The organism is Shewanella sp. NFH-SH190041 (assembly GCF_024363255.1).
Classification (GTDB): Bacteria; Pseudomonadota; Gammaproteobacteria; order Enterobacterales; family Shewanellaceae; genus Shewanella.
The window spans coordinates 853,092-877,870 of the sequence record NZ_AP026070.1 but is presented as its reverse complement, the minus strand read 5'-3'; the positions used below and the strand labels follow the sequence as shown (position 1 = coordinate 877,870).

General features: G+C 47.9%; 14 protein-coding genes, 1 pseudogene and 1 riboswitch. Of the genes and pseudogenes, 3 read left to right on the top strand and 12 right to left on the bottom strand.

Features of this window, described 5'->3' with window-relative positions:
- Positions 1-106: 106 nt before the first annotated feature.
- Complete coding sequence (gene lysC / locus NFHSH190041_RS03895) at positions 107-1,465, bottom strand: lysine-sensitive aspartokinase 3 (protein WP_261923995.1); 1,359 nt, start codon at positions 1,463-1,465, stop codon at positions 107-109.
- Positions 1,466-1,599: 134 nt separating this feature from the next.
- Positions 1,600-1,773: riboswitch (Lysine riboswitch) on the bottom strand.
- Between the two features lie 114 nt (positions 1,774-1,887).
- A pseudogene (locus tag NFHSH190041_RS03890) lies at positions 1,888-2,264 on the bottom strand (DUF3293 domain-containing protein).
- 637 nt (positions 2,265-2,901) lie between these two features.
- Here NFHSH190041_RS03890 and arcA point away from each other — a divergent pair.
- Together arcA and NFHSH190041_RS03880 are read left to right on the top strand one after the other, a co-directional pair.
- Entirely contained in the window at positions 2,902-3,618 is a 717-nt protein-coding gene (arcA, locus tag NFHSH190041_RS03885; protein ID WP_261923994.1) for a two-component system response regulator ArcA, read from the top strand.
- Positions 3,619-3,829: 211 nt separating this feature from the next.
- Positions 3,830-4,822, top strand: coding sequence for a class 1 fructose-bisphosphatase (locus NFHSH190041_RS03880; RefSeq protein ID WP_261923993.1), 993 nt, complete (start codon positions 3,830-3,832; stop codon positions 4,820-4,822).
- Positions 4,823-4,983: 161 nt separating this feature from the next.
- On the opposite strand, the gene NFHSH190041_RS03875 is transcribed toward NFHSH190041_RS03880, so the two are convergent.
- The 9 genes from NFHSH190041_RS03875 to NFHSH190041_RS03835 form a co-directional block, all read right to left on the bottom strand.
- Positions 4,984-6,234, bottom strand: coding sequence for a dicarboxylate/amino acid:cation symporter (locus NFHSH190041_RS03875; protein WP_261923992.1), 1,251 nt, complete (start codon positions 6,232-6,234; stop codon positions 4,984-4,986).
- Between the two features lie 591 nt (positions 6,235-6,825).
- Complete coding sequence (locus NFHSH190041_RS03870) at positions 6,826-8,046, bottom strand: phosphoenolpyruvate carboxylase (protein ID WP_261923991.1); 1,221 nt, start codon at positions 8,044-8,046, stop codon at positions 6,826-6,828.
- The gene (locus tag NFHSH190041_RS03865) at positions 8,043-8,696 is read right to left on the bottom strand and encodes a hypothetical protein (protein WP_261923990.1); all 654 of its coding nucleotides are present in this window, start codon (positions 8,694-8,696) and stop codon (positions 8,043-8,045) included. The genes NFHSH190041_RS03870 and NFHSH190041_RS03865 overlap by 4 nt, the downstream gene beginning before the upstream one ends.
- Positions 8,697-12,368, bottom strand: a complete 3,672-nt coding sequence (locus tag NFHSH190041_RS03860; RefSeq protein ID WP_261923989.1) for an ATP-binding protein — start codon at positions 12,366-12,368, stop codon at positions 8,697-8,699.
- A 293-nt stretch (positions 12,369-12,661) separates the two neighbouring features.
- Positions 12,662-13,366 (bottom strand): DUF3581 domain-containing protein, encoded by a 705-nt coding sequence (locus tag NFHSH190041_RS03855; protein WP_261923988.1) that lies wholly within the window; start codon positions 13,364-13,366, stop codon positions 12,662-12,664.
- A gap of 218 nt (positions 13,367-13,584) precedes the next feature.
- Positions 13,585-14,829 carry a sterol desaturase family protein gene (locus NFHSH190041_RS03850; protein WP_261923987.1) on the bottom strand — a complete coding sequence of 415 codons (1,245 nt, stop codon included), beginning with the start codon at positions 14,827-14,829 and terminating at the stop codon, positions 13,585-13,587.
- 12 nt (positions 14,830-14,841) lie between these two features.
- The gene (locus NFHSH190041_RS03845) at positions 14,842-17,082 is read right to left on the bottom strand and encodes a TonB-dependent receptor family protein (RefSeq protein WP_261923986.1); all 2,241 of its coding nucleotides are present in this window, start codon (positions 17,080-17,082) and stop codon (positions 14,842-14,844) included.
- Positions 17,082-18,341, bottom strand: coding sequence for an imelysin family protein (locus tag NFHSH190041_RS03840; protein WP_261923985.1), 1,260 nt, complete (start codon positions 18,339-18,341; stop codon positions 17,082-17,084). Before NFHSH190041_RS03840 ends, NFHSH190041_RS03845 begins: the two co-directional genes overlap by 1 nt.
- A gap of 143 nt (positions 18,342-18,484) precedes the next feature.
- Positions 18,485-20,224, bottom strand: coding sequence for a DUF4856 domain-containing protein (locus tag NFHSH190041_RS03835; RefSeq protein ID WP_261923984.1), 1,740 nt, complete (start codon positions 20,222-20,224; stop codon positions 18,485-18,487).
- A 415-nt stretch (positions 20,225-20,639) separates the two neighbouring features.
- Between NFHSH190041_RS03835 and NFHSH190041_RS03830 the strand changes: the two genes are divergently transcribed.
- Complete coding sequence (locus NFHSH190041_RS03830) at positions 20,640-22,151, top strand: EAL domain-containing protein (RefSeq protein WP_261923983.1); 1,512 nt, start codon at positions 20,640-20,642, stop codon at positions 22,149-22,151.
- A 268-nt stretch (positions 22,152-22,419) separates the two neighbouring features.
- Here the strand turns inward: NFHSH190041_RS03830 and mrcB are convergent, their stop codons facing one another.
- A complete protein-coding gene (gene mrcB, locus NFHSH190041_RS03825; protein WP_261923982.1) occupies positions 22,420-24,762 on the bottom strand; it encodes a penicillin-binding protein 1B in 2,343 nt (780 codons plus the stop codon).
- Positions 24,763-24,779: the final 17 nt, after the last annotated feature.

The window sequence follows — 24,779 nt, the reverse complement described above, 5'->3', positions numbered from 1 at the left end:
ATAACAAAAAAGGAGCCCTGAGGGCTCCTTTTTCATTTCAGCATCACTGATGCTGTAAACTTCTCACCAACTACATCAGTCAGCATTGACACATTACAATACCCAATTAATCCACATCAGATTCAAATAGATCGGTATGCAAAGCACTGACAACGGCTGCTGCATCAGCTTGAGCAACCAAGATGCAGAGATTATGGGCACTCGCCCCTTGGCAAATCATACGGACATTAAAAGGCTCCAGCACAGAAAATACCCGGCGACACAACCCAGAGGTAGTCGCAATGCGATTACCTATGATTGCCACTAATGCCAGATTATCTTCCACACTGACACGGCAATGCTCAGATAACTCCTGTAATAACGGTGCATTAATTAATCCGCTACCACTACTGTCTGAGCCGGTTTTATCTAATGTTAACGCCACATTCACTTCGGATGTGGTAATTAAATCCACACTTATCTTGTGTTTTGCCAAGGTTGCAAAGATATGAGCCAAGAACCCCTGAGCATGAAGCATCTTTAAACTGTGTAAATTAAGCAACGTCTGATCTTTACGCACAGCCACAGCACGAAAAACGGGGGCATCGGTAACTTGGTGTCGAATCCAGGTTCCACCTTGCTCTGGCGCTACACTTGAGCCAACAAACACCTGAATCTGCCGCCGCACCGCAGGTAAAATCGTAGCGGGATGCAATACCTTGGCGCCAAATGTCGCCATCTCAGCGGCTTCATTAAAACTGATCTCCTTTAATGCCTTAGCGCCAGGTGCGAGGCGAGGATCAGTTGAAAAGATCCCGGCAACATCGGTCCAGATCTCTACTGCTTCAGCGGCCAATGCTTCGGCAAGTAATGCCGCAGAATAATCACTGCCCCCGCGCCCCAATGTTGTCGTCTTGCCATGGCAATCCGCCCCGATAAAGCCCTGGGTTACCATCACAGTATCATCCAATAATGGCGCAAGATGTTCATTCGCCAATACTGCAATCTCATCAATCAAAGGTTCTGCGCGCCCAAAATGGCTATCGGTACGCATCACCCTACGAATATCAAATACTTCGGCTCGTCCACCTAACTGGCGTAGTACCGCAGCAAATAACAAAGATGAGCACTGTTCCCCCAATGACAACAACTCATCCATCAAGGACTTACTGCGATCCAACACTAACGCCTCGCTAAGTTGCCAAATACGAGACAGTAACACCTCAAGTGCTTGGCTGATCACCTCACGTTGTGTGATGTGTTGAAGGATGTTTTGCTGGATCAAAGCGATATCATTGAGCAGCGCCACACGCTGCGCATCAGTAATATTGGCTTGAGTGAGTGCAACCAGTAAGTTCGTTACCCCACTGGATGCACTGACCACCACTACACGCGTTTGCGGCCGATTAAGTACAATTTCAGCACAGCGTGACATGGCCGCAAAATCTGCTACTGATGTCCCACCGAATTTAGCAATTACCGTCATCTTTGCCTCCGTTACTTATTTGCCCGGAAAGCTGAACGATGAACATACCTTTTAATAATGACATTACATTCTCCGAACTATCCTCGTCCGGAGAGTCTGGTGCACCCTGCACCCCTTGGCGGGAACATGAAACCGTCACCAGAAGCTCTCCACCAATAACAGGTGACAGTCGATGGGATTCAGCCCATCCAACCGGCGCTACAGTTCACAACGTCCCGCAGCCCCTCGGCGTTAATCCCCTGACCCGGATCGCCGGGTGTTGTGTCCCTCAGCCCGGGCTACCTGGTTAACGCGCCTCTTCTGTTGTCACCGTAAATGCCGGTGAGAACCAAAAATTAACAATTGATGTTAATACAAGTCAATCCGTGAAACAGCAAAGATAAGAAAATTTGAACAATGCGCAATATTTCATAAATTAAAATTCAACTTATTGGCAGGAGAAAATCAGAAACCAGTGTTACTCGGCTAGAAAAACCACCCAATTCAATAGCTTCCTTTTGTAAATGACATGGTAACAAAATTAACTGATCTTCATTTACATAATAAATCGCTAATTGTTGAAATTGTTGCCCCAGTGCCACGCCTTGCGCCTTAGAAAGGGCGACCGCCCAGCTCATTTCCATATGAGAATAGTCATCACAGGTACCGATAAGTTGCCGATAAACGACCTTTTTTTGATTAATTCATTTTGCAATTGTCTGTCGAGTAAAGCATTTTGACCATTAGATAAATTTTCGCCTAATGGATTCCACGCGGTAATAATCGCAAACGATAACAAAGGTGATAATTTCTGCGTCATCAAAAATTTTGTACTTTGATAACACTGCCAAAGTTCATTAAATGACTGATTCATATTTAAAACTTATTGATAATCACTACAAATAATATCGCTTTCAGCACGGTTCAAGGTAATAGTTTGTGATCGCCATCACGCGATGATTAAAAATAAAATCCTTATAAATCAATAAATAAAAAACTTTTGATGACATAGATCACATACTGAAAACTATTTTTTTAACATTTGATTTGTTAACAAATCCCCAAAACGAGTACAATACCCAAGTTCGCTACCTAACCTTCTGAAGCAAATTGAACTAGCTTTCGTTACATATGCCTCAGAGCGTTACGTAGCCTGACACAGTGTTGTACTAATTGTAATCTCCGGACTGATTCACTTCTTTATTTCACATAGTGACAACGATTGTGGAACTATCCCCGGTTAGTATGAATCGAAATCAGTACAACCAAGGCAAAGACCAGAATCCCGCTGGCCGATTGCGTATTGAACTAATCATGAAGTGCGTTGTGGTTCAAACCCTTCTTTGAAAAACATTCGCGAGAATTCAATACCTTACCCGCTTGTGTTTGGAGGCTCTCCTCCCGAGCAGCCTATTCATGATTGGCACAGAATTGATTTTTTTAATTAGGTACATAGCATGCAAAACCCGCACATTCTGATCGTTGAAGATGAAGCCGTTACCCGTAATACGCTGAGAAGTATTTTTGAAGCAGAAGGATATGTGGTAACCGAAGCCAATGATGGCGCAGAAATGCATAAAGCCTTGCAGGAAAACAAAGTAAATTTGGTTGTCATGGACATCAACCTGCCTGGAAAAAATGGTTTGCTGTTAGCACGTGAACTGCGTGAAATCAACAATATCGGTCTGATCTTCCTGACCGGTCGTGACAACGAAGTTGATAAAATCCTGGGGCTGGAAATTGGCGCTGATGATTATATTACCAAGCCATTCAATCCACGTGAGCTGACTATCCGTGCCCGTAACCTGCTGACACGTGTAAACAGTGCCGGTGCCGAAGTTGAAGAAAAGAGTTCTGTGGAATTCTATCGTTTCAATGGCTGGACGCTGGAAATCAACAGCCGCTCTCTGATTAGCCCTCAGGGTGAATCTTACAAGCTGCCACGCAGTGAGTTCCGCGCTATGCTGCATTTTGTTGAAAACCCAGGCAAGATCCTGAGCCGTGCTGATCTGCTGATGAAAATGACTGGCCGTGAGCTGAAGCCTCATGACCGTACCGTTGACGTCACTATTCGCCGCATCCGTAAGCACTTCGAAAGCCAGCCAGATACGCCAGAAATCATCGCCACTATTCATGGCGAAGGTTACCGTTTCTGCGGTCACTTGGAAGATTAATCTTCCGTGACATTATAAAGTCGGTATAAGCCTGCTTTGCTACCCAAGCCCGCCTATTGCGGGCTTTTGTTTATCCAGTGCCCCATAATTTCCCCTCTGCTTGTCGATGCAAGCTATCTGACAAATCTGTGCGCCAAGCGCTGCTATTTTCACCCGGCTGCGGTATGATTCTACAGTAGCAAAAACAGCAACATACCCCAGAGGATCGAGCATGCAAACCCTGACGCAGCATCTGCAACAACAAGGTATTTCTGAGCCATTATGTCAGCTTATTCTGACATTGGCTGAAACATCCAAATCCATCAGCCGGGCTGTTCGCCAAGGAGCATTAGCCGGGGTATTGGGTGCCACTGATCATCAAAATGTACAGGGTGAAACCCAGAAAAAGCTAGATGTGATCACCAATGACATGCTCAAAGAAGCGCTCAAAGCCAGTGGCCATGTCAAAGGGTTAGCATCAGAAGAAGAAGATGAGGTATTGCCGGTCAGTGAACAAGGGGAATACTTGGTCTGTTTTGATCCTCTGGATGGCTCATCCAATATTGATATTAATTCACTGGTAGGCACTATTTTTTCAATCTTACCAGCGCCAGCCGGTGCACTGAATGAACAGAGTTTCCTGCAGTCAGGTCGCCAGCAGGTTGCGGCAGGTTATGTACTATATGGTCCATCCACTATGCTGGCATTAACCACAGGGAAAGGCGTCAGTTTCTTTACCTTAAACCCCGATAGCAGTGCCTATCTGCTGACTCAGGATAATGTCACCATCACTCCAGATACGGCTGAATTTGCCATCAATATGTCCAATCAACGCTTCTGGGAAGCGCCGATGCAAACCTATATTGCAGATCTGTTATTGGGCAGCATGGGGCCTAGAGAAAAAGCCTTCAATATGCGCTGGATTGCCGCCATGGTTGGCGATGTGCATCGAGTGCTGTGTCGCGGTGGGATTTTCACTTATCCCACTGACAATAAAAATCCAAACAAACCATACAAACTGCGCTTGATGTATGAGGCTAACCCGATGGCATTCTTGGTCGAGCAAGCTCAGGGGAAAGCTTCTACCGGTTATCAGGATATTTTGGATATCCAGCCAGAGCGTATCCATCAACGGGTAGCTGTTATTCTTGGCTCTGCCAATGAGGTGGATACCTGCTTAGCCTACCACCAAGAGACATACAGTGATCAGGAACCTGAACTGTAACACGCTACAATAAAAACGCCGGCAAACTGCCGGCGTTTTTGTCTTAACCTATGGTGTTAAGTCGTCGAATGACTGGAAACCATGACCTTTTCATGATTAATTTTTACTCGATAAAAAACCGCTTAATCGCTGAAACAACAAACTTAAAAGGTCAATAAACCCTAAACATCTGACATCAAAGCACCGTTGTGATGTGCTTTTTCCGTTTGATCAACAATCGTCAGTACCGCAGTGTCACCCACTACATTACAGGATGTCAGGATCATATCGATCAGTCTGTCTAGCGCAGCAACCAAAGCAAAGGCTTCAACCGGCAGTCCCATCTGATGAATAAGTACACCAATCATCACCATACCGCCACCGGGCACTCCACCTGCGCCCACTGCCAGCAGAAAAATACTCAATAACACTGTTGGCAACTGCTCCGTGGTAATCGGCATACCAAACGCATTGGCAATAAAGAAAATAGCGACAGTAATATAAATCGCGACTCCGCCCATATTCATCGTTGCCCCCAGCGGAACACCAAACCCAGCAATCGCCTGATTCACACCTAATTTATCCGTTAAAGTGCGCATAGTGACAGGAATCGTGGCATTGGAGCTGGCAGTGGAGAATGAAAACATAATCTGCTCTTGGGTCTTTTCCCTGAATGTTCGAGCTGACACTGGCGTAAACAGACCCACTGCGGCCGGATACACCACAAACACCCACAACAGTAATAGCCCAATAATCAACACTAAGTATTGCAGCACACTGACAAATACTGATGCCTGTAAGGTGGCCCCTAATTTAAACATCAGCGCAAATACCCCTATGGGTGCCAACTGCATCACCAAGGTGATCAGCTTCATCATAATACGATTGGCGGTTTGAAATCCGGCCACCGCAGAAGCCACTGAGTTGCCCATGGATTTCATCACCCCACCAAGCAACAACGCCATAAAAATAATCTGCAACATATTACCGGAGGTAAAAGCGCCAATCGGGTTACGGGGTACAATATCAACAATCAAAGCGGTTAAATCTGGCAGCTCTGTGGCATGAATAACCGCGCTGGCATGGCTGCTCATCTCTACCCCTTCGCCAGGGCGCAACAATAACACCACAGCTAACGCCGCACTGATGCCGACCAAGGTATTGATAATATAAAACCCAAAAGTTTTACCGCCTAAACGGCCAAAACTACGTAAATCCTGCAGTTCACAGACACCACAAACAATACTGATAAACACCATGGGGCCAACCAGCATCATAATCATATTGACGAACATGGTGCCCACGGCCGCAGCGATATCCACCAGGGTTGCCGAAAAAAATGCCACATCGCTTAATAGATATTGCACTAATGTGCCTAATATCAGGCCGGCAAACAGTCCGGAAAAGATCCGGGCTGATAATGATTTCATCATAATGAGTATTTCCCTGGTTGGCGTTACACAGCAATCACTCGCTATATAACCCGGAGCTTTAAGCCCCTGTTTTATTATCTGGCTGAGGATAGTGAAACATGCTGGATATTATTTCAATCACAACTTTGCCTAAAGTCTCAGCAACAGTTCAACAACCACTAGGAATAAAACTACTCATCTAGATGATTTTAAAGGAAAATAAAAAGGTTAAAACAAATTACAAAAAATCAAAACTTTTACCAAATCAATAATTTGATATCATTTTAAATACATAACGGCAAACTATGTCGGTGATTAATACTTTGTTGTGCTATATAAATAGAATAATAAACTGCATATTTATTTATTAAAGGATAAAACAACTACCACTATTATGTGTGCTACACATTTTCTGGTAACCGATATTTGTTAATTCACCCATTGTTACCCATTATTCGCGCAAAATATCCCCTAATTCAATATCCATCCCCTTTCATTAAAACAATAAAAAACCTGCTATCTGGCAGGTTTTTTATGCATTCTGTTGCACGCTCGCGACGATGACAAATATATCGCGTAGCTATGGCAAAATATCACCGCAAGGTGACCACATCAGGCCATCCATAACTCCACATCCCGGATGATAAAGTTACCACTGTAGACAGGGTGTGGCTCACCGATGGGCTCTAACTCAAAGAACCCCCGATATTCTTCACTTAACCCGTCATAGCCACAGATCACCTGATACAACCAGTTTTCCGCATTCCACGGCAGCTGCTGATGCTCAAGATATTCCAATGCCGATTGCCGTACCCCGGAATCGATCACGGCGCAGAAATACTGATCCACCGCCTCTTTCAGCGGATTATCCGGCACATCAAACTCACCGGCATCCGACAACGCCACGCTGGGATCCGCCTCTTGCTGTTTGACCGGTTTAGGCAGCCGAACAATCTCTTTTACTTTTGCCACCAGCTCCAGCAGATCATGTTCTTGACTCAGGTTATGCACATCCACGGATGCCTGCGCCAAAATACCTTCAGCCCGGTTAAACAAGGTTGCCACATGTTTATGGGCCACATGATCCTGTACCCGATAATCAGGATGCAGATCCGTATGCAGTAACCAACCTTTCAGCAAGCGGGTTCGGCCACGGATTTGCCGGAAGCGCCCCAGCAACTCCAATAACCGCGCCTGCACCACAGACAATTCCTGCGCACAATTACTCAAGGTATCCTGCAATGAGGTCACCAATAACCGTCGCAATTCCCGGGTATCCCCGGCAATCTCGGCCAGCTCATTGAAATGGAACATTTCCAAGCCATTGAGTAGCTCTGTTACCTGACTTTGGGCTAACTCATTTTCACGGATTTTAGCGTTAATGGTACCGACATAACCGAACTCATTATTAATCCGTCCCCACAACACCCGCACGGCATAACGTAGCGCATCGGTAAAGGCATAAACATGTTCTGTCAAATCAGCCAGATATGCTTCCGCAGCGCTGAAATCGACCCGATGACGAGCCTCTTTATAGTGCTCAGCTAATGTCTTGATAGTTGCCAGCGCCGAGCCAACATTGGCATCAATCTGCCGATTACGCTCATCACTGAGAGCTTCTTCCAAAAATGCCCGTATAGTGCGTTTCAGTCGCAGCGGTTGCTCCGGCTCAGGCCGCCAAATTAGCCCGGCTTTCAACAACTTCTCTACTACCGCCGCATTGTCTTCGGTTTCGGTCAGCTCACCGCTTTGGTACACATCCATAATGGCATCAGCATGGCGGCCCAACTGTTTGAGCAACTTGACACCGGCCTGATGCAGGTTACTGCTCATATCAGCTCCCGTTGATTACTGGCAGTCTCAGCCTGTGCTTCTAGCTGCAACCCCTCGGTTTCATCAATAAAGCGGATCACTTCATACAGGTAATCTAATTTACCTGTGGCCAGATAAATCTGTTTTTCTGCATTGGGGCGGACAAGGTAACCCAGCTCCACCAGCCGCTTAAATACCAGTTTAATCTGGGCATCAGCATTACTGCTGGTTGAGCCGAACAGACGGTACTGGCTCAGTTTCGCCAGTTGCTCACGAAATGCCGGAGTATCTTCAATACGACTTTGCAGATCGGTCAGACGAATTGCCGCGCCTTCGGTCAACGGCGCATCCTGGCCAGAGGCTTCCTGAACCAGCACTAACCATTCCACCATAGGGGTCAAAGCGGAGCAAATATCCTTAAACTGCGAGGAGATCACCTTACGTTCAGCATCGCCAAGCAAACGGTAACCACAGAAAAATACCTCACCTTCTGCCGCCGATGCCACCGTGCGGTTGATATGGCTAAGATATTCTTCTACCCGCTCCCGGGTGGCCGGAGTTTGCAGTGCCCGCCAGCCATCTTCATCTGTGGTTTTACAGATAAATTGGCCCTTTAACAGCCGTTCAATCAGGGCGCCGACACCCAAAATCACAGTTTGTGGCTCACTCATTTACATCGCCTCCTTTGACATATGCTGTTTCAGTCTTTCAGCCAAAGGGTTGACCTTAGGTTTGACCACCTGCAGCTTGCGGGTTTGTTTGTTGATAATGTAGCGGTTGGCAAATAGGCTCAATACCTCAGATTCCGGATTCGGGAAGGCTCCCAGTACGGAGATATTGTTATTTTCACAGGCATCGAAAATTTTCTTCACGTTACCATGGTGCAAGGTGCCCAATTCATCAATTGGCCAGTGAATAGTGACATCCGCCCGGCCCCGTAACAAACGGGTAAAGGCCAGCAGGAACTTACACAAAATCAGATAAGCCATACCATGGCTGGACGATTCATTCAGCTGACGGTCAGTGCGGATAATCAGATCCGAATTTCCCTCTTTCAGCCGCAGCTCAATTTCCAGCAGTTTGGCCACGCCACCAGTTAAGGCACTGCGCCCGATAATATCCAAAGCGCGGCGCATCGAGTGGATATAATCCTCATCCGGCAGGCCGTTAAAGCCATCACTGCGCCAGCGCTTAAAGGCTTTAACAAAGGCTTCCAGCTCAGGCCAGAATTCCAGCTCACTGATGCGAGAACGAATACGCACCGCAGACTCAGAGACTCCGTCTAGGAACAGCTCTTCTCCCACTTCCCGGGTGATCCGAGCGCTCTGGCTGGCAATACGGCGGTCAATGTCTGCCAGCACTTCATAAAAGGCCGTTAAATCCACCCCGAAGATACGTCCCTGCTCACGCAGCGCCGTCATAGATTGGGGCACGATCACATTCAGTAACTGCTCCAGAGCCGGTACCAATTTGCGGTAATCCAGTAACCGGATCCCTTTTTCATTGATAAAGCTCGACTCTTCCCGGGCTCGCTCCCAGGTTTCTGATAAACCTGAGCCAGATTTGGCAGCAATAACTGTGTCAAAATGTTCCACATACTGCTTTACAGAACCCAGCAGATAATCCCGCTTAAGCAGTAAATCTTCACCCTGACGCAACCGCTCACCAAGACTGCCCACGGCTTCTTCACTGTTCGGTGGTAATTTCAGCTCTGCCAATTTACGCATCAAACTGCGCAGTTTGGTGAGATTTTCAGAAGCTTCTACCTGCGCGGCATCGGATTCACGGCGCTGTTGCTCCAACTCAGTACGGCGAGTTTTCACATCAGAAGCGCGACTTTTCAGTTGCTGCTCCAACTCAGTGGCAATGCGTTTAACCTCTGCCAACTGCTCAGTCAGCTTAGGTTTACGTACCCGCCAGGTGTGCTGGTACCAATCGTCATAGCGCAGCACTTCACTGCGGCGCTGCTCAGCGCGGCTGATGCGGCTTTCCAGATCCCGGATATCCCGCTTGAGCGCCACAATCTGATCTTCATCCACACCGCGGGATTTCAGTTCATTTTTATACCAGGCTTCGCACGCTTTTTGCTCAGCCTTGGCGTTATCCCGCCGACTGTTAAGGCTGGCTTTAATTTGTGCGAGCTGGGCATCTAATGCCCCAACCACTTCCTGCCAGTAAGCCTGTTTCTCCATTTTGGCTTCCAGCATCAGGGATTTTTGCTCTTCCAGCCATTGGGCATGCTGCTGTTTCAGCTGCTTTTGCTCACCATCCAGTACAGTCAACTGTTTTGCCGCCATCGCCTTACGGCCAGCCAGCAATTCATTAATTTTCGCCTGCAGACTGCGTTTTTCATCCAACAAGCGGCGCAAATCATCTCGACTGTTTTGATAAGCTGTACGGGCAAAGGTCAGTTCCCGGCTGAGTTTATCCAGCTCACCGTTGACCTCAACCAGTTTATCTTCTGCTTGCTCTTGCAGCTCAACAGCACTTTTCAGTGCTTCTTCAGCCTGTGCATGCCGAGCCCGTAATTCCTGCTCAGAAGCGGCGTATTCAGGAACATCTAGCGCTTTCAGATCCAGCTGCACCCCGAATAATGCGTCTTTATCCCCACCCAAGGTTGGGTGCAGATCCGTACGGTGCAGCAGTTCAGGGGCTATCACCTTACCCAGCGTCTGCTCCCAGCCGTCAGCTTCTTTACGCAGATATTCCAGCAACGTATGAGATTGAGGGAACAACATCTCATGCAGCTCATCGAGGGCATTTTGCCGCTCAGTCACCCGAAGGGTTGCTTGGCGTAATGCCTCATTGGCCTGATCCCGCCGCGCCCGGAGTTTGCGCTCTTCAGTGCCGATACGGTCAACTTTTTTGCTGGCCACATCCTGATCTTCATCAGCCTGGGAGATACGCTCATCAAAAACCGCCAACTCCAGCTTCTCTTCTTCGGTATAGGTAACGCTGTCCACTTTCAGCTTGAGCTCGGCGGCGCGTAATTTCAGCTGGTACTCTTGCTCCTGAAAGCGCATGTTACCGGCTTGCAGCGCTTCACGGTCACTGTCAGCCTGAGCGGCCAAATCATTACGGCCTTGCTCTTTTTGCGCATCACGTTGTTCCCGCACCGCATCTTGTTCACTGTGCAGTTTTTCCAGTTCTCGGTTAAGCTGCTCACCAATTTTACTGCGCCGAGCGTTATAAGCCGCTTCCACATCCTGGTGTTTTTCCGTTTGCAGTTTGTGCCGCTCAGATAAACTGTCTAAATCTGAACGCCAGTTAGGCAGAGATTCCAAATCCCGCTTGGCCTGCTCAATATCTGCATCTAAAAATGCGCTGTGTTGCTCTTCAATGGCATCCAGCTCACTTTCAAATTTGGCCACATCCCCCTTGGCAGCAGACAGCTCAAGGTTGATTTCATCGCGCTGCTCTTTCCAGCTTTCATCCAGCTGTTTCAGCGCCAGATTCAGCTCCTTGGATAGATTCTGATTGCTCTCTTGCCGCTCCACTTCCTGGGTTTCATCATGGCGATACCCCTTAGCCAGGCCAGCCAGACGCAGCTCACTGCTCTGTAACTGATTAAACTCCTGCTCCAGCTTGTCATATTCCGGACGGATCTGTTCAAACCCCTGAATAAGCTGACTTTCTTTAATCCAAGCTTCCACCCGCTGCGGATTAATGCGCGAGCTGGGCGGATTAACGCCATCTTCCTCCAAAATAGCCGCAATCATGGACTTCACCGTTTCCATTTTGCCTTCTTTGGAATGCACCGCTTTAGCCAGTTTTTCAATATGGCGCAAAGAATGCTCAGGGGCGCAAAGGGCAAATTGCTGAGCATAAGCCCTGAGTTCAGAACGGTTACTACCACTGCTCAGTAATGCCCGGTCATTTTGGATAATGGCGCGATATTCACGGGTATTAAGCAAATTGGTGACACTAACGCCATTGCGCTTCATCTCCCGTCCCAGCTCGGCCATGGTATGGCACAAAATAGTGTCGCCATTACGCTGCTTGACGTAATCATCCAGCTCAAAACCTTTGGCGATAAAACGGTAGTTCACCCCTTTACCGTCACCGGCAGACGACAATACTGCCTGATATAACAAACCATCATCTTTACGGTATTCATAAATGATGTAGCTTGATTCACGGGGCAAGTACCAGCGCTCAAAGCTGTCACGGGTCGATGGCACCACTCGGCTGGGGTATTCACCGTAAAACACTGGCACCAGACGCTGCAATGTGGTTTTACCCGAAGCATTGGTACCACAAATATTGGTGTGGCCGTCTAAGGCCAGTTCGACCACCCCGGGTAAATGGGTGTCGATAAGCACAATTCGAATCAAGCTGGACATGGCTTTCCTTACGAGAATTGCCCGGACAGTAGGCACTGGCAGACCGACACCATGTCGGCCCCAGACAGTTGCCGGGGAGCACCCCTGCAGTCAAAGGGATATTCAAACCCACTAACTTAATTCAAAGGCAAGAGCCATGCAATCAGTAGAAAAAGAAGCGCTTAGAAGATAATCAGCCCAGAGGGAATAACAGGCAGGCGGGTTGATGAGCAAAGAAAAGTCATATCCCAAACGGCCAAATCCCCCAGGTGATATTGCAAAGGAAATGACCGTTGAGATTTATCGCAATGGGATCAGGCTGACATAGCCATACTGCGGGCTAAATAGGCATCGCACAGTTGCTGCACAGCGGTTTCTTCATAGGGGCGCAAACCACTGAGCACCAATTTTTTCTGCCCGGTACCCACCTGACGTCCATCGCTTATCAAAGCAAACTCCAGCGTCACATCACCACGTTTGCCATCCGCCATCAAGGTTTTACTGACAAGCTCCAGTTTTACCTCAGTAAAATCCAACTCGCTTAACGTAAAACTCATACTTTCGTAAATCACTAACGGCCGCTCGGGGTTGATCATCACTTGATGAGCTTTCATCAAGGGCACCAACACATGGGTAAAATTCAACCCAGAAAACGCCACATAGCTGCGGATAAATGACTCTATCTGTGCCCGGTTATGGCTGACATCCCCGCTTTGACAAACAGACAGATAAGGCTTGTCGCGGCTGTCACAAATCTGCATTTCATCTGCCGCTTGGGGCAACTGCAATGTCACCCCCGCACCCACCATGCCAGAAAAACTAAATTGCATCTGCTGGCGCAAACCATAACGGCCCATAATCAAAGCAAACAGCAAATCGCCGGGCACACAAAATCGCTTAGCATCTACATCATGAATGGGGTTAAAGTCACCGGCCACCCCTTTGGCAAAAGCGCTGGCCTGGGCTGGAGTAATTTCGACACCTTGGCAGGACTCATTAAAATACGGCTGAAGAAACATAACGCATTACCTGACATTGAAACAGAAACGGGGCACAGTCTACCGGCAAAATCGTCAACAACTCACCCGATGACTTGGTTTTCGCCGCAAAATTCCCACTGGACGGAGCAGTTGAGTCTGTGGCTCTAGCCCTGAAAATGGCCCTGACTGTGGCGGTAAAAACCAGATACTTCACTCTCACTAAAAGCTGCAAAGCGTCTACAAATTGAAGTAATTTATCAATCCGAGTCTGGCTGTCGCCGCGCCATCCGCTGGCGTAAACGCAATAATAAATACTGCGGCCATATTCTGCCCTTGCGACTTAATATCATCATCGCATCCCGCAGCGGGTTAAGGTAAACCCCGCATAGGCTATCATGGCCGGGATAGCCGCCAACACCTATGGGTAACGGCATATAAGCCGCCCCAGGCACTGCGGCATGATTGCCATCGACACGATCATCGACACGATGACCACCACGTTGGGAAAACGGCACCACTTGGCTGGATTTTATCAAGCTGCCCGCCAATCTATCCCACAAGGCTAACGCCGAGCCCAAGTTGGTGTCTCTATGCTCCGGGGCCACGCTGTGATGAATTTGATGCTGCGCCGGACTGATAAACCAGCCCTCCAACTTGTCGCCCCAGGGCAACCAGATATGGCTATGGCGCAAATTTGCCCCCAGCACATTGAACAGAAACACAACAAGGTTGGCACCCAGCACGTCGTACATTTTCAGCGCCGGTCCAAACAAAAAATACCCCAGCCCCACCGCAATCCCCTGTGCCAATCCCATTCGGCAGGCATAGAGATAACTTTCCAACGGATGAGTGCGATAAATGGTCAGTGGCGTTAACACGTCAGCAGAATGGTGCACCCGATGAAATGCCCACAGTACAGGCACCTTATGCAGCAACCAATGCAACACAAACCGGGTAGCATCATCGAGAATAAACAACAGTGCGGTAAAGGTCGTCATCACCACGACAACATGGGGACTCAAAGGGGCGATATCCCCTAGCAGCCATGACAAAGCATCACTCACCCCCATGGCCACCGGCACCATGGTCAGCACCAAAGGGGCAAATAACAGCCCTTTAAGCAGTTTATTTACCACCAGCAATTGATAATCCATTCTGGCTGAGGCTGACAGATACACGGCGCGGGGGAAGACAAAGCGGAAAAACCCGCTCACACCAGAATACTGATTTGCGCCCTGAGCGCCCTGCTCTTCCTGCATTTTCGGCCTGCTGGGCGCACAAATACCGCGCTTATCAGACTGACAGGATGCGGCCGGATGACTGCTGACATGCCGAGCAAAAGCATGCCCAAGTCGCAGATAGACCGGGATTGCCAGCAGTAGCGCCCCGAGCAAATAGCCCCAGTAAATACGTTTACTGGTATCGACCAGATAGCCGGGTAACTCCGCCACACTGGCCGTCATTATCCCAGCAAGCTGCGTCAGGTCATTAGCCCATTCCATGCTAGCTCAACCTTAAAAACGGTACTGATAACCGAGCTGGAACATACGCGGTTTACCCGGGCGCGCACCAAAGGGTCGCCGGCTGACAATCTTCTGGGTATCAAACAGATTATCCGCCTTCAGGTAAAGCAGCCCGTAACCGGCCAAATCATAACTGGCGGACATATCCAATACCGTCAACGCCGGAGTATGTTGCCCTGACAGGGTCACCCCGTCACCGGAGGCTTCCAGCATCTCGCCGATATAGCGCACCACCAAATTCACATCCCAGCTATCGGCCACAATGCCGGTCAACACACTGCCCTGATGATCCGGCAAATAAGGCAGTTGGTCCCCGGCACTGATTTGTCCCCACATATCAAAGCCAGAATCAAACGAAGTCTTAAACTCTGAGCGGGTATAGGTATAGGCCAGAGATATCGGCCACTCCCAGCCATTTCCCAAGGTCCAGCTGTAAGCAGCAGTCAACTCCACTCCCAGCACATCCACTTTTCCGCCGTTAAATTCGGTATCATTGTCACTGCCACAGCTGGAAAACTGACAACCTTCTTTTAGATTACTGATGTCATTGAAAAAGCCCACCAGCTCAAGGCTTAATTCGCCATCGTTGTAACGCCCACCCAGCTCATAATTCACGCTGCTTTCCGGTGAAATATCTGGCGCCTGCTTAGGGCTAGTCGGTAAAAAGCCTTCATGTACGCCAAAAAACAGCCCGGCATCATCCCCCACGCTGTAAAACAAGCTCAAGCTTGGCAACCAGATACGGGTCGTTTTTTTCAGCCAGTCATCTGCCTCGCCTGCCGCCCGGTTCTGATAGCGGCTATCGATCAACTCCCCCCGCACCCCGGCAGTTATATCAATATCGCCCAGCGTCAGGGTATCCTGCAGATAGAGAGACACTGCAGTGGCCTTCTCTGTGTTCGTGCCACTGGCAGCAAGCATTGCGCCACTGCCGTCAGTCAGCCGACCGCCACGCATTATATAATCTTCAACCGTATGGTTACGGCGAATTTCATCCTGATGCAGCCGCAGCCCAATATCAATTTGGTTGGCAAACTGCCACACAGGCCAACTGACAGAAAGATCACTGGCAATCCCCTGGGAGAAATAATCCCGGTCATTATTGCCCAGTACCAACTGTTGATAAGGTCGCAGCGCATCACTGTCCTGCTGCCCGGTTAAGATGCGATAAAAATCCCGGTTAACATCGTCGCGAAAAGGATCGGCCAAGATCTCCTGCAAGCTACGGTTTACCAGCCCACCTTTAAAGCCATTGAGCTTAAACCAAGCCCGGCTAAAGTTATTGCGATAAACCCGGGTCGCCAGCTCCAGCGATTCCCCCGCTAGAAAATGGGTAAACTGCAGCTGTTTATGTTGCCATGTCATCTTATCCAGCGCGCTGGCAACATAGCGCCGATTAGGATCAACAGCAAAATCGGCATCACTCAAGCCAAGGTAGGTTTCATCAGAGTGCTCATCGGCATAATCCAGCTTCAGTTCAAATACCTGATGAAAATTTTTGCCATCAAGGTCATAGCGGAATTTAGCCATCAGATCATTTTTATCAAACCCGCTATCGCCCCCTCCATCGAGATGCTTAAAGCCATCGGCTCTGAGGTGAATACCCTCCAGCAAAAATCCCATATTGCCTATCGTGTCACCATAGTAACTGTGCAGCTTGGCAAAACCATCACTGCCAATGGCAATATCCACCAATCCTTCACGAGCGGAGGGAACAGGTCTAGTCACCAAATTCAGCGAACCGGCAACCGTGTTGGGACCATATTGAATCGCGGCAGGACCTTTAAATACTTCCACGGCAGTGATTTTCGCCATCATGGGAAAGTAATAAGCCGAAGGGGCGGAATACGGTGCCGGTCCAATCAGCACCCCATCTTCCATAATATTGATTTTCTTACTTCGCTCCGGCGTTGCACCGCGAAAACCAATATTGGGTCTTAAGCCATAGCCGTCTTCTTCACGGATATTGACGCCGGGAACGCTATACAAAATGCGATTAATATCATCAAACTTGAAGGTTTCTAGTGTCAGTTCATCAATCAAAGTGGCACTGCCAGACTCCCGCCGCAGAGACTGATCATGCCCGATAATTTGCATGGTCTCGATATAGGCATCACCGTCCTCATCCCCTTCTTGTGCTTGTGCCCAGCTCTTTGGAGCCAATGTGCCAGTCAATGAAATCGCCAAGGAAATGGCTAGAGGTAATCCGGTATACCGCCATATGTCATTCATCAGTCATTGTCCCCCGCTGACGTCTTAGGCAGTTCCAGTGCCAAACGCTCAATAAAATCCGCTTTTAACGTATCCGTCACCTGCTTTACCGCACTGTAGGTTTCTGTCACCTGGGCGGTGTCATTCTCCAACGCTTGGGCCAGTGAGACTTGATAGGCCTGACTCAGTGCCAACGCCGTGGTAATGTCAGCATCCATTCGCGCGGCCACATCGGCATATTGTTCCTGACGCAGAAAATCATCAAAACCGACCCCCTGATTACCGGCAGCGTCATTGCCCAAATACAGCGCCTGCAACGCTGTTAAATTTTGCGCAATATTGTTGATTGATTCGGCGGATAACGGCGATTCGACAGACTCGGGACAGATACTGGTGCCACAAGGGTTAGCCACCCGCCCCAGCGGTTTGGCCAATTTGACGTCTTTGGTAATGGAGTCGAGGTAAAACAGGGCATCACTGAGGCGATTAACCGCATCGTGAACAGAAGCAAACCCACTTCCGGCCTGACCGGCGGATTTCAGTTTGGCGGCATAACCCTGCTCACCTTGCCACAGTGACAACAGGTTGTTGGCATTATCGTGAATATCACTGGCCACCTCCCGGGCAAACGCACAGCGCGCCTGACGACGTGATGGTTCCGGGCGGTTATCCCATCCTTGGGGCACAATATCCCCGCTGCAGGCATGATCCGTGGTCGGAGTGAACAACAGATACTCTTGCGCAGCCAAGCCTTTACGGGACGCAGTGCGGCGCTTGATATCATAAGGGGTGCCATTGATATCATTATTTTCAAAAGCCACCACATCCAAATCCACGCCGCAGCGGCTAACCCCCGGCAACGGCCAGTTATAAATTTTATTGCGCAGTGCACGATCATCGCTCAGCAGCGGCCCTATCTGCATCACCTCGATCTGCTGCCACACCTGCATGCTGCTGCGCCAGCCATGACGGGCCGTTTCCAAGGCCTGTAAGCGGGCATTATCATCTAACTCGCCGGCAGCAAATTGCTGCTCTGCCTGACAATATTGACTGATATGGCTGATTTGCTCGCCACTGACCGCCGCAAAACGGGTAAAAACCGGGGAAATAATATTATCAGTGAGGTTAGCCACCAAAGCCGCCTCATCAAAGTCACTGCCAATATCCGGGGCAAATCCCGGACCTGCTGTACTGGAAGTCTCCTCACCACAGCCAGTTAGCTGCAGTGTCCCGGCCAACAGCAGTATCGCTACCGAATGCGGGAAACGCTGGGCTTTCATCCTGTATCTCTCCTTGTACTTACAACCTTGTCTATGCACCTTGAACCAGCCATTACCGATATATAGCAAAAAGCCTCAGCCCGGCCGGCAGATGAACAATACCGGGGCGGGCTGAGGCGGGGTCACTTAACGGGTGGCGTAACTTACCAATTGGCCGTATTGTCAGCGTTAAAGTTATATACCCGCTGCAACAGATCCCGCGCCTGTAGCAAATCCGCTCGGTAGCTGTCCACATCGCCGGTAATCACAGGCGCCATTCCCATCAGCCGCTGCAATTGGGCAAAATCAGCATCATTAATGGCCGCGTATTCACTAAACTGCAGCCCCAGCGCAAAACCTTTCATTTCTGAAAAGTGTTTGGCCAGATCGGCATAGTTAAATTGCGCGGGGTCACCATTGGTTGCCAGTGGCGCTAAATCTGCGCGGGTATCATTGATGTAATGCACTACAGTGGCCGCGATAGCTCGCTCCCAGGCATCCAGTGCTGTGGTAACAAAGTCTTTCAGCTCAGTCTTCTGCGCCGGAGTTAAATCAGCGCCGACATGGTCATTAATCAACTGACGTCCGGCGACAAAGGCATCCATGGCCTGCTTGGTATAATCTGTGGCAGCAGCATTGGCAGCTGAACCCAGATCTCGCTTAGCCGCATTAACCGCCTGACCAAAGTTATACTCCGAGCGCAAATCAATTTTTCCATCCCCATCGGTGTCGTGCTTTTTGTTCCAATCCGCCCGACCATTCCCCTCAGAGACCTTGCCGGCAATTTCCACATCGGCATAATCCAGATAGTTACGCGCAGCACCAAAGTAGCCAAAGCCCTCGTCATACTGGTGTTCTAAATTGGTATACAGCGCCCCTTCCTTAGCTGGCCCAGTGTTATCGGTACGCAACCCCTTGTCGTCGGTGTCATCACCGAAATAATCATTAGATGCTTGGGAATAAGGCACGGCCATCAACAGGAATTTCTGGATCATCTGCGCTAAATCGACCCCATCTTCATCAAGGTAAATTTTGCTGATGTCATTACCAAGGGGGTCCTGGCGGGTATTACCATCGGTTTTTTCAATTTCAACGTTGTCAGCCAAACGCTGAAACAGATCTCCCACCACCGCTGTCGGTGTCATGCCGTCAGTCCAACCGACAAATACCCCGGCGGTGTTCCAGTCTTTGCTCTGCCCGCCACTGTCATTTCCAGCGACCTTCTGCAACAGGCTTTTGTAACCTGTGATATCAGCAATCAGAGCATCTTTGCTATTGTCCAAAAAGGTGATCGGCAGGTCCGGATATTGGGTTGCCTCATCCGGATTAAAGAATTGATTTAACTTGGCCAACGTCTGCGCGGCAGTCGTTACAGTGCCGGCATCCATATCGGCCTTCAAGCCGGATTTAACATATTGATTCAGCTCTGCAATCAAAATATGACGCGCCGTTTGACCGGTATAGCTAACACTGGAGCGATGCGCGCCATAATGGCTAGCAAACTCATACATTTCAGGCTTAGGTGTCAATGCCACAGTCAGCATCACATCCTTGGTCAGGCCACCCTGATCTGCCACTGTCACCAGCACATCTATGTCATCACCCTCTTCGCTGGTAAACAACATGGCACCATCAGCCATTTTCAGCATATTGCCATCAATGGTGAACACGGTACTTTGCGTTGTGAACGTGTGGCTATCACCACTGTCGGGATCTACCGCCGCTAACTGTCCAACCATCTGACCCGCTAGCCGCTCAGTAACACTATTTTGGCTTAAAGTGATATTGGTGGGCGCAGCGTTAACCTGAGGTGCTGGGCTGTCATCAGAGCTACCGCCACAGGCGGTTAAGGTTCCCAGCGACATCGCCACCAAAGTGGCTGACAGTGTTTTCTTGGCTTGCATATAGATTCCCTTGCTAAGTCATATCTGATGAATGCCTGCTATCCAGTCAATGTTGCCAATCCTGCAATCTAGGCTCTAAAATCCAGAGCTTTACTTCTATCAAGACAAATAAAACTATTTAAAACCAACAAGATAGAAAAAATCACCAACACCAAGACGAATAGTTAAGCAAAAACTAGTTAAGGATGTTACAGTAATCTAAATAACAATCAATATTATTTAGATAACAATTTGCTTGCAAGCTAACACAACTTTGCAACGCGCTATTCTTTATCAACTCTCATTCAATCTCGACTCACGTTAACTCAAAAAAATAAGCTGAATTCAACACAAAAATGATCAACATCATTGCGCATCATCATTAACATAGATACAACACACTATTATTATCTTAAATTGACTAAAGGATTAGGGCATGCTGATAAAGCAATTAGTTAACTGTTTTATTCATGCTTTTTTTGCTATTTTTTTACTGGCCATACTGGTCAATGTCAGCATCATTATGTTGACAGACTATCGCTTTAACAGTCTTATGCAGCAAAAAATGTCCGAGTTAATTATTAGACAACAACAAAATGCAGCAACTGTTGATAATATTCTTACTCGTCTATCTTCCCAATTACATTATGATTGCGGCAAGCAAGATAAAAGCTTATTACAACAAGAGTACCGTGATAATCCTTTTATTCGTGTTATTGGTATGATTACTGATGATAAACGAAGTTGTTCTACGTTAGGTGATAGTTATAAGCCTGATTTCAAACAATTATTATTAACTCATCAAAATCATGAAATGAACTATTATCAAGGTGCATTACACAGTCAGCTTGTTTTAAACTTACATAGCGACAAAGGAAATTTGTACATGATCTTTAATTCCCCAGGCGGAATTTATATTGCAGATAGACCATGTACAGACTGTTTTTTCATTAAAACAAACTTAAACAATAATGAAATAACAAAAACAGGACATGAAGACATTGTTCATGAAAATAATGCAAAGAAAATAGTACGGATTTCAAATCAGGTAGGAAATAAAATTATTCTTTGGGCAGGGAATAATTTATTTCAATACAGTAGACAATGGGCAATAAATACAACTATTTTTTCAGGAATAATATTTTCAATTATTATAATCATTTTCTTCTTCTGGAAAAGACGACAACAATCGCTCAACCAAATGTTACAGCAGGGGATTTCACAAAAAGAGTTTAAACCTCTATATCAACCTATTGTTGATGCCCGTAGTGGTTATACCGTAGGGTATGAAGCATTAATTCGCTGGTATCATAAAAAACAATGTATTCCTCCAAGCACTTTTATTGATTTTGCTGAAAGCAGTAATTTAATTATTCCTATGACAGAGCAATTAATAAAACAAGTTATTAAAGACCTTCCAAAATTGCCAGCGGGGACCTGGGTCAGCATTAATATCGTCGCATCTCATTTAGAAACTGAAATATTAACAAATTTACTTAAGGAGTTAAATTATCCAAGCCCAAGAAGACTACACTTCGAATTAACAGAACGGCAACCTATCATTGATACAGAAAATGCTGCAAAACAAATATCACAATTAAATAAATATGGTTATCGGATTAAAATAGATGATTTTGGTACTGGCTTTGGAGGGATATCTTGTTTACAACAATTAGATATTACAACCATTAAAATTGATAAAATGTTTATTGATACTATTGGTACCGATGATTTTAAGGCTGGGGTGCTTAATTCTTTGATTAGATTTGGCCATGACTTCAAATTAGAAATGATTGCAGAAGGAGTGGAAAATAAAAAACAGGCAGATTATTTATTACAACAAGGCGTGTTTCTGCATCAAGGCTATTTATACAGTAAACCTGATACCGTAAAACAAATGCAGTTTCTTGATCGCAATAGGCACTACCAACTGCCAGTAGCTTCATAATATTCAGGGGACTATTGTCCTCTCAGCTTATTTGGCAGCAATTTAATTTATACAAAGCAGAGTATTTGATATGACCTTGGGCTACTTAGTAAGCCAATAACGCAGTAGAAAAGAGCCCACAGCCAGAAAAATTCTACTAACAGCGTTTTACGCTTTATTGAGCGGTTCTGTCTTAGCATGGCTAAGCCAGAACCTCCCACCATAATTAAAACGTTTTTCTTTCAAGCACAGTTTAAGCTAAAAAGTCACATCATTAGCTCTGCAAGACTCAATTTCCCCAAAGCTGCTGCCACCAGCTTTTGGTACCACCACAGCTCTCATCAGGCCGATAAGCACTGCTTAGCGCGGGCAACGCCAACACATTATTACAATCCGCTGCACGATCTGCCCCCGTGGTCGCATCAAAGAATCCCGGCACGATTCCTGAGACAGGTGTCATTCGCAATCCTACCGGGGGACGTTCATGCAAAAAGGCCTGGTACACCGCCATCGCGCCACTGGAGCCATAGAGACTGGTTTTTTCATTATCATCCCGGCCAACCCAGATAGCGGCAACATTGCGCTCATCAAATCCGGCAAACCAAGAATCCCGACTCGCGCTACTGGTGCCGGTTTTCCCTGCCAACGTCACACCGGGAAAAGCCTGCCCTAACCGACGCGCAGTCCCCGAGGCCACCACTTGAGTCATGGCGTACTGTACTAAATAATCAGCAGCCACCGGCAACGCCTGATATTCCGGTAATGCTTTAGTCTGTAATGGTTGATTATGTTCATCTAGCACATTAGTAACAGCTCTCAATTGCCGGTATCGACCATTATCCGCCAGTGTTTGATACACTTGAGCCACCATCAAGGGCGATCCATTAACAGCCCCCAACAACATAGATGGATATTCAGGTATCTTATCCGGCCAACCAGCATGATTCAGGTTATAGGCGACATTGTCCAACCCCACCTGCATGCCTAAATTTACTGTCGGCACATTGATAGAATGACTCAATGCCGTGATAAGCGGCACCTGGCCACGGAACTGACGATCAGCATTTTGCGGTGACCAAGTCTGCCCCCGGCCATTACTCAAAGTAATAGGCTCATCCTTCAGTGGTGTAGCTAAATTGAACTTCCTGCCCTGCTCCAACGCTGTAATATAAACGATAGGTTTAATCAGTGAACCAATCGGACGACGAATTTCAGCAGCGCGATTAAAGCCATAAAATGCCGGATTTTTATCTCCCACCATGGCGGCAATACCTGCGCCGAATCTATCCGTCACCACCATACCCACTTGCAGATCCCGATTACGCTTTTCCAGCTGCGCCATCGTTGAAACCACAGCCGCTTCTGCCGCCTCTTGGGCAATAGGGTCCAATGTGGTATAGACCTTGATGCCAGATTTTTTCAACATGGCATCCCCATAACGATCGGCCAGCTCCTGGCGCACTTCAGCAAAAAACGCCGGTAATTTCTGATGTACAGCCCGCCCCGCAGGCCGTAACCCCAGTGGCGATTGCGCTGCTGCGGCAAATTGTCGCGCAGAAATTTTGCCCCCTTCCATCAGCAGACGGAGCACCAAATCCCGCCGTTCTAACGCCCGCTCAGGATAACGCCAGGGATTGTAATAAGACGGGCCTTTTACCGCCGCCACCAAAAAAGCCTGCTGTGCTAACGTCAGCTCACCAATGGGCCGCCCAAAATAAAACTGTGACGCCAGCCCCATGCCATGCACGGCCCGGTTGCCATCCTGCCCCATATACACTTCATTGAGATAGGCTTCCAAAATTTCAGCCTTGCTGTATCTGGCATCAATAATGACCGCCATCAGCGCCTCTCTGAATTTGCGCGATATAGAGCGCTCACTGGAAAGAAAAAAGTTTTTCGCCAGCTGCTGGGTTAAGGTCGAGCCACCTTGCACAGTGCGCCCCGCAGTCAGGTTAACCACTGCCGCCCGCACAATAGCAACTGGATTGACCCCATAGTGGGAATAAAACTGCCTGTCCTCAGTCAGGATAAGTGCATCCACCAAGCGGGGTGGAATCGCTTTTGTCGGCACAAACAGCCGGTCTTCACCATCAGTGGCAATAATCCGGTCGAGCAGCATGGGTTCTAAATGAAATACCGCCAATTCACGGCCATCTTGTTGTCGCCGCACCGCACTGACGCCCTGAGAGTCAAACTCCACCAATACCCGACTTTCCAGCTGCTGCCCTGTGGGGTGTAAAAATGGCCGGCGCCAAATATCCACCTTAGTGCTTGAAGCAGAAAACTCTCCCACTTGGGAAGGATTTGCCACTTTGCGATACCCCAATAGCTTAAGTTCAGCAATCAACTGATGATGGCTAACTGCGGCGCCGGAATAAAGCGCCATAGAACGACTGAAAATCTGCGCGGGCAAATACCATTTTTGCCCCTCAAATTTACGGGCAATAATCTGATCCAGGTAGATACAGTAACAGCCTACCAATACCGCGCCTGCCAGCATCATTCGCCACATCACCCCCCATAGCCATCGGCCGGGGGAAAATACTTCAGCGTTAGATTTACCCCGTTTTTTTTTCGGCGTAGGTTGTGATGTCTCTGTTTTTTTCCCTTTTGAGGGAGTGGATTTAGTCATAATGTCAGGTATGGCGT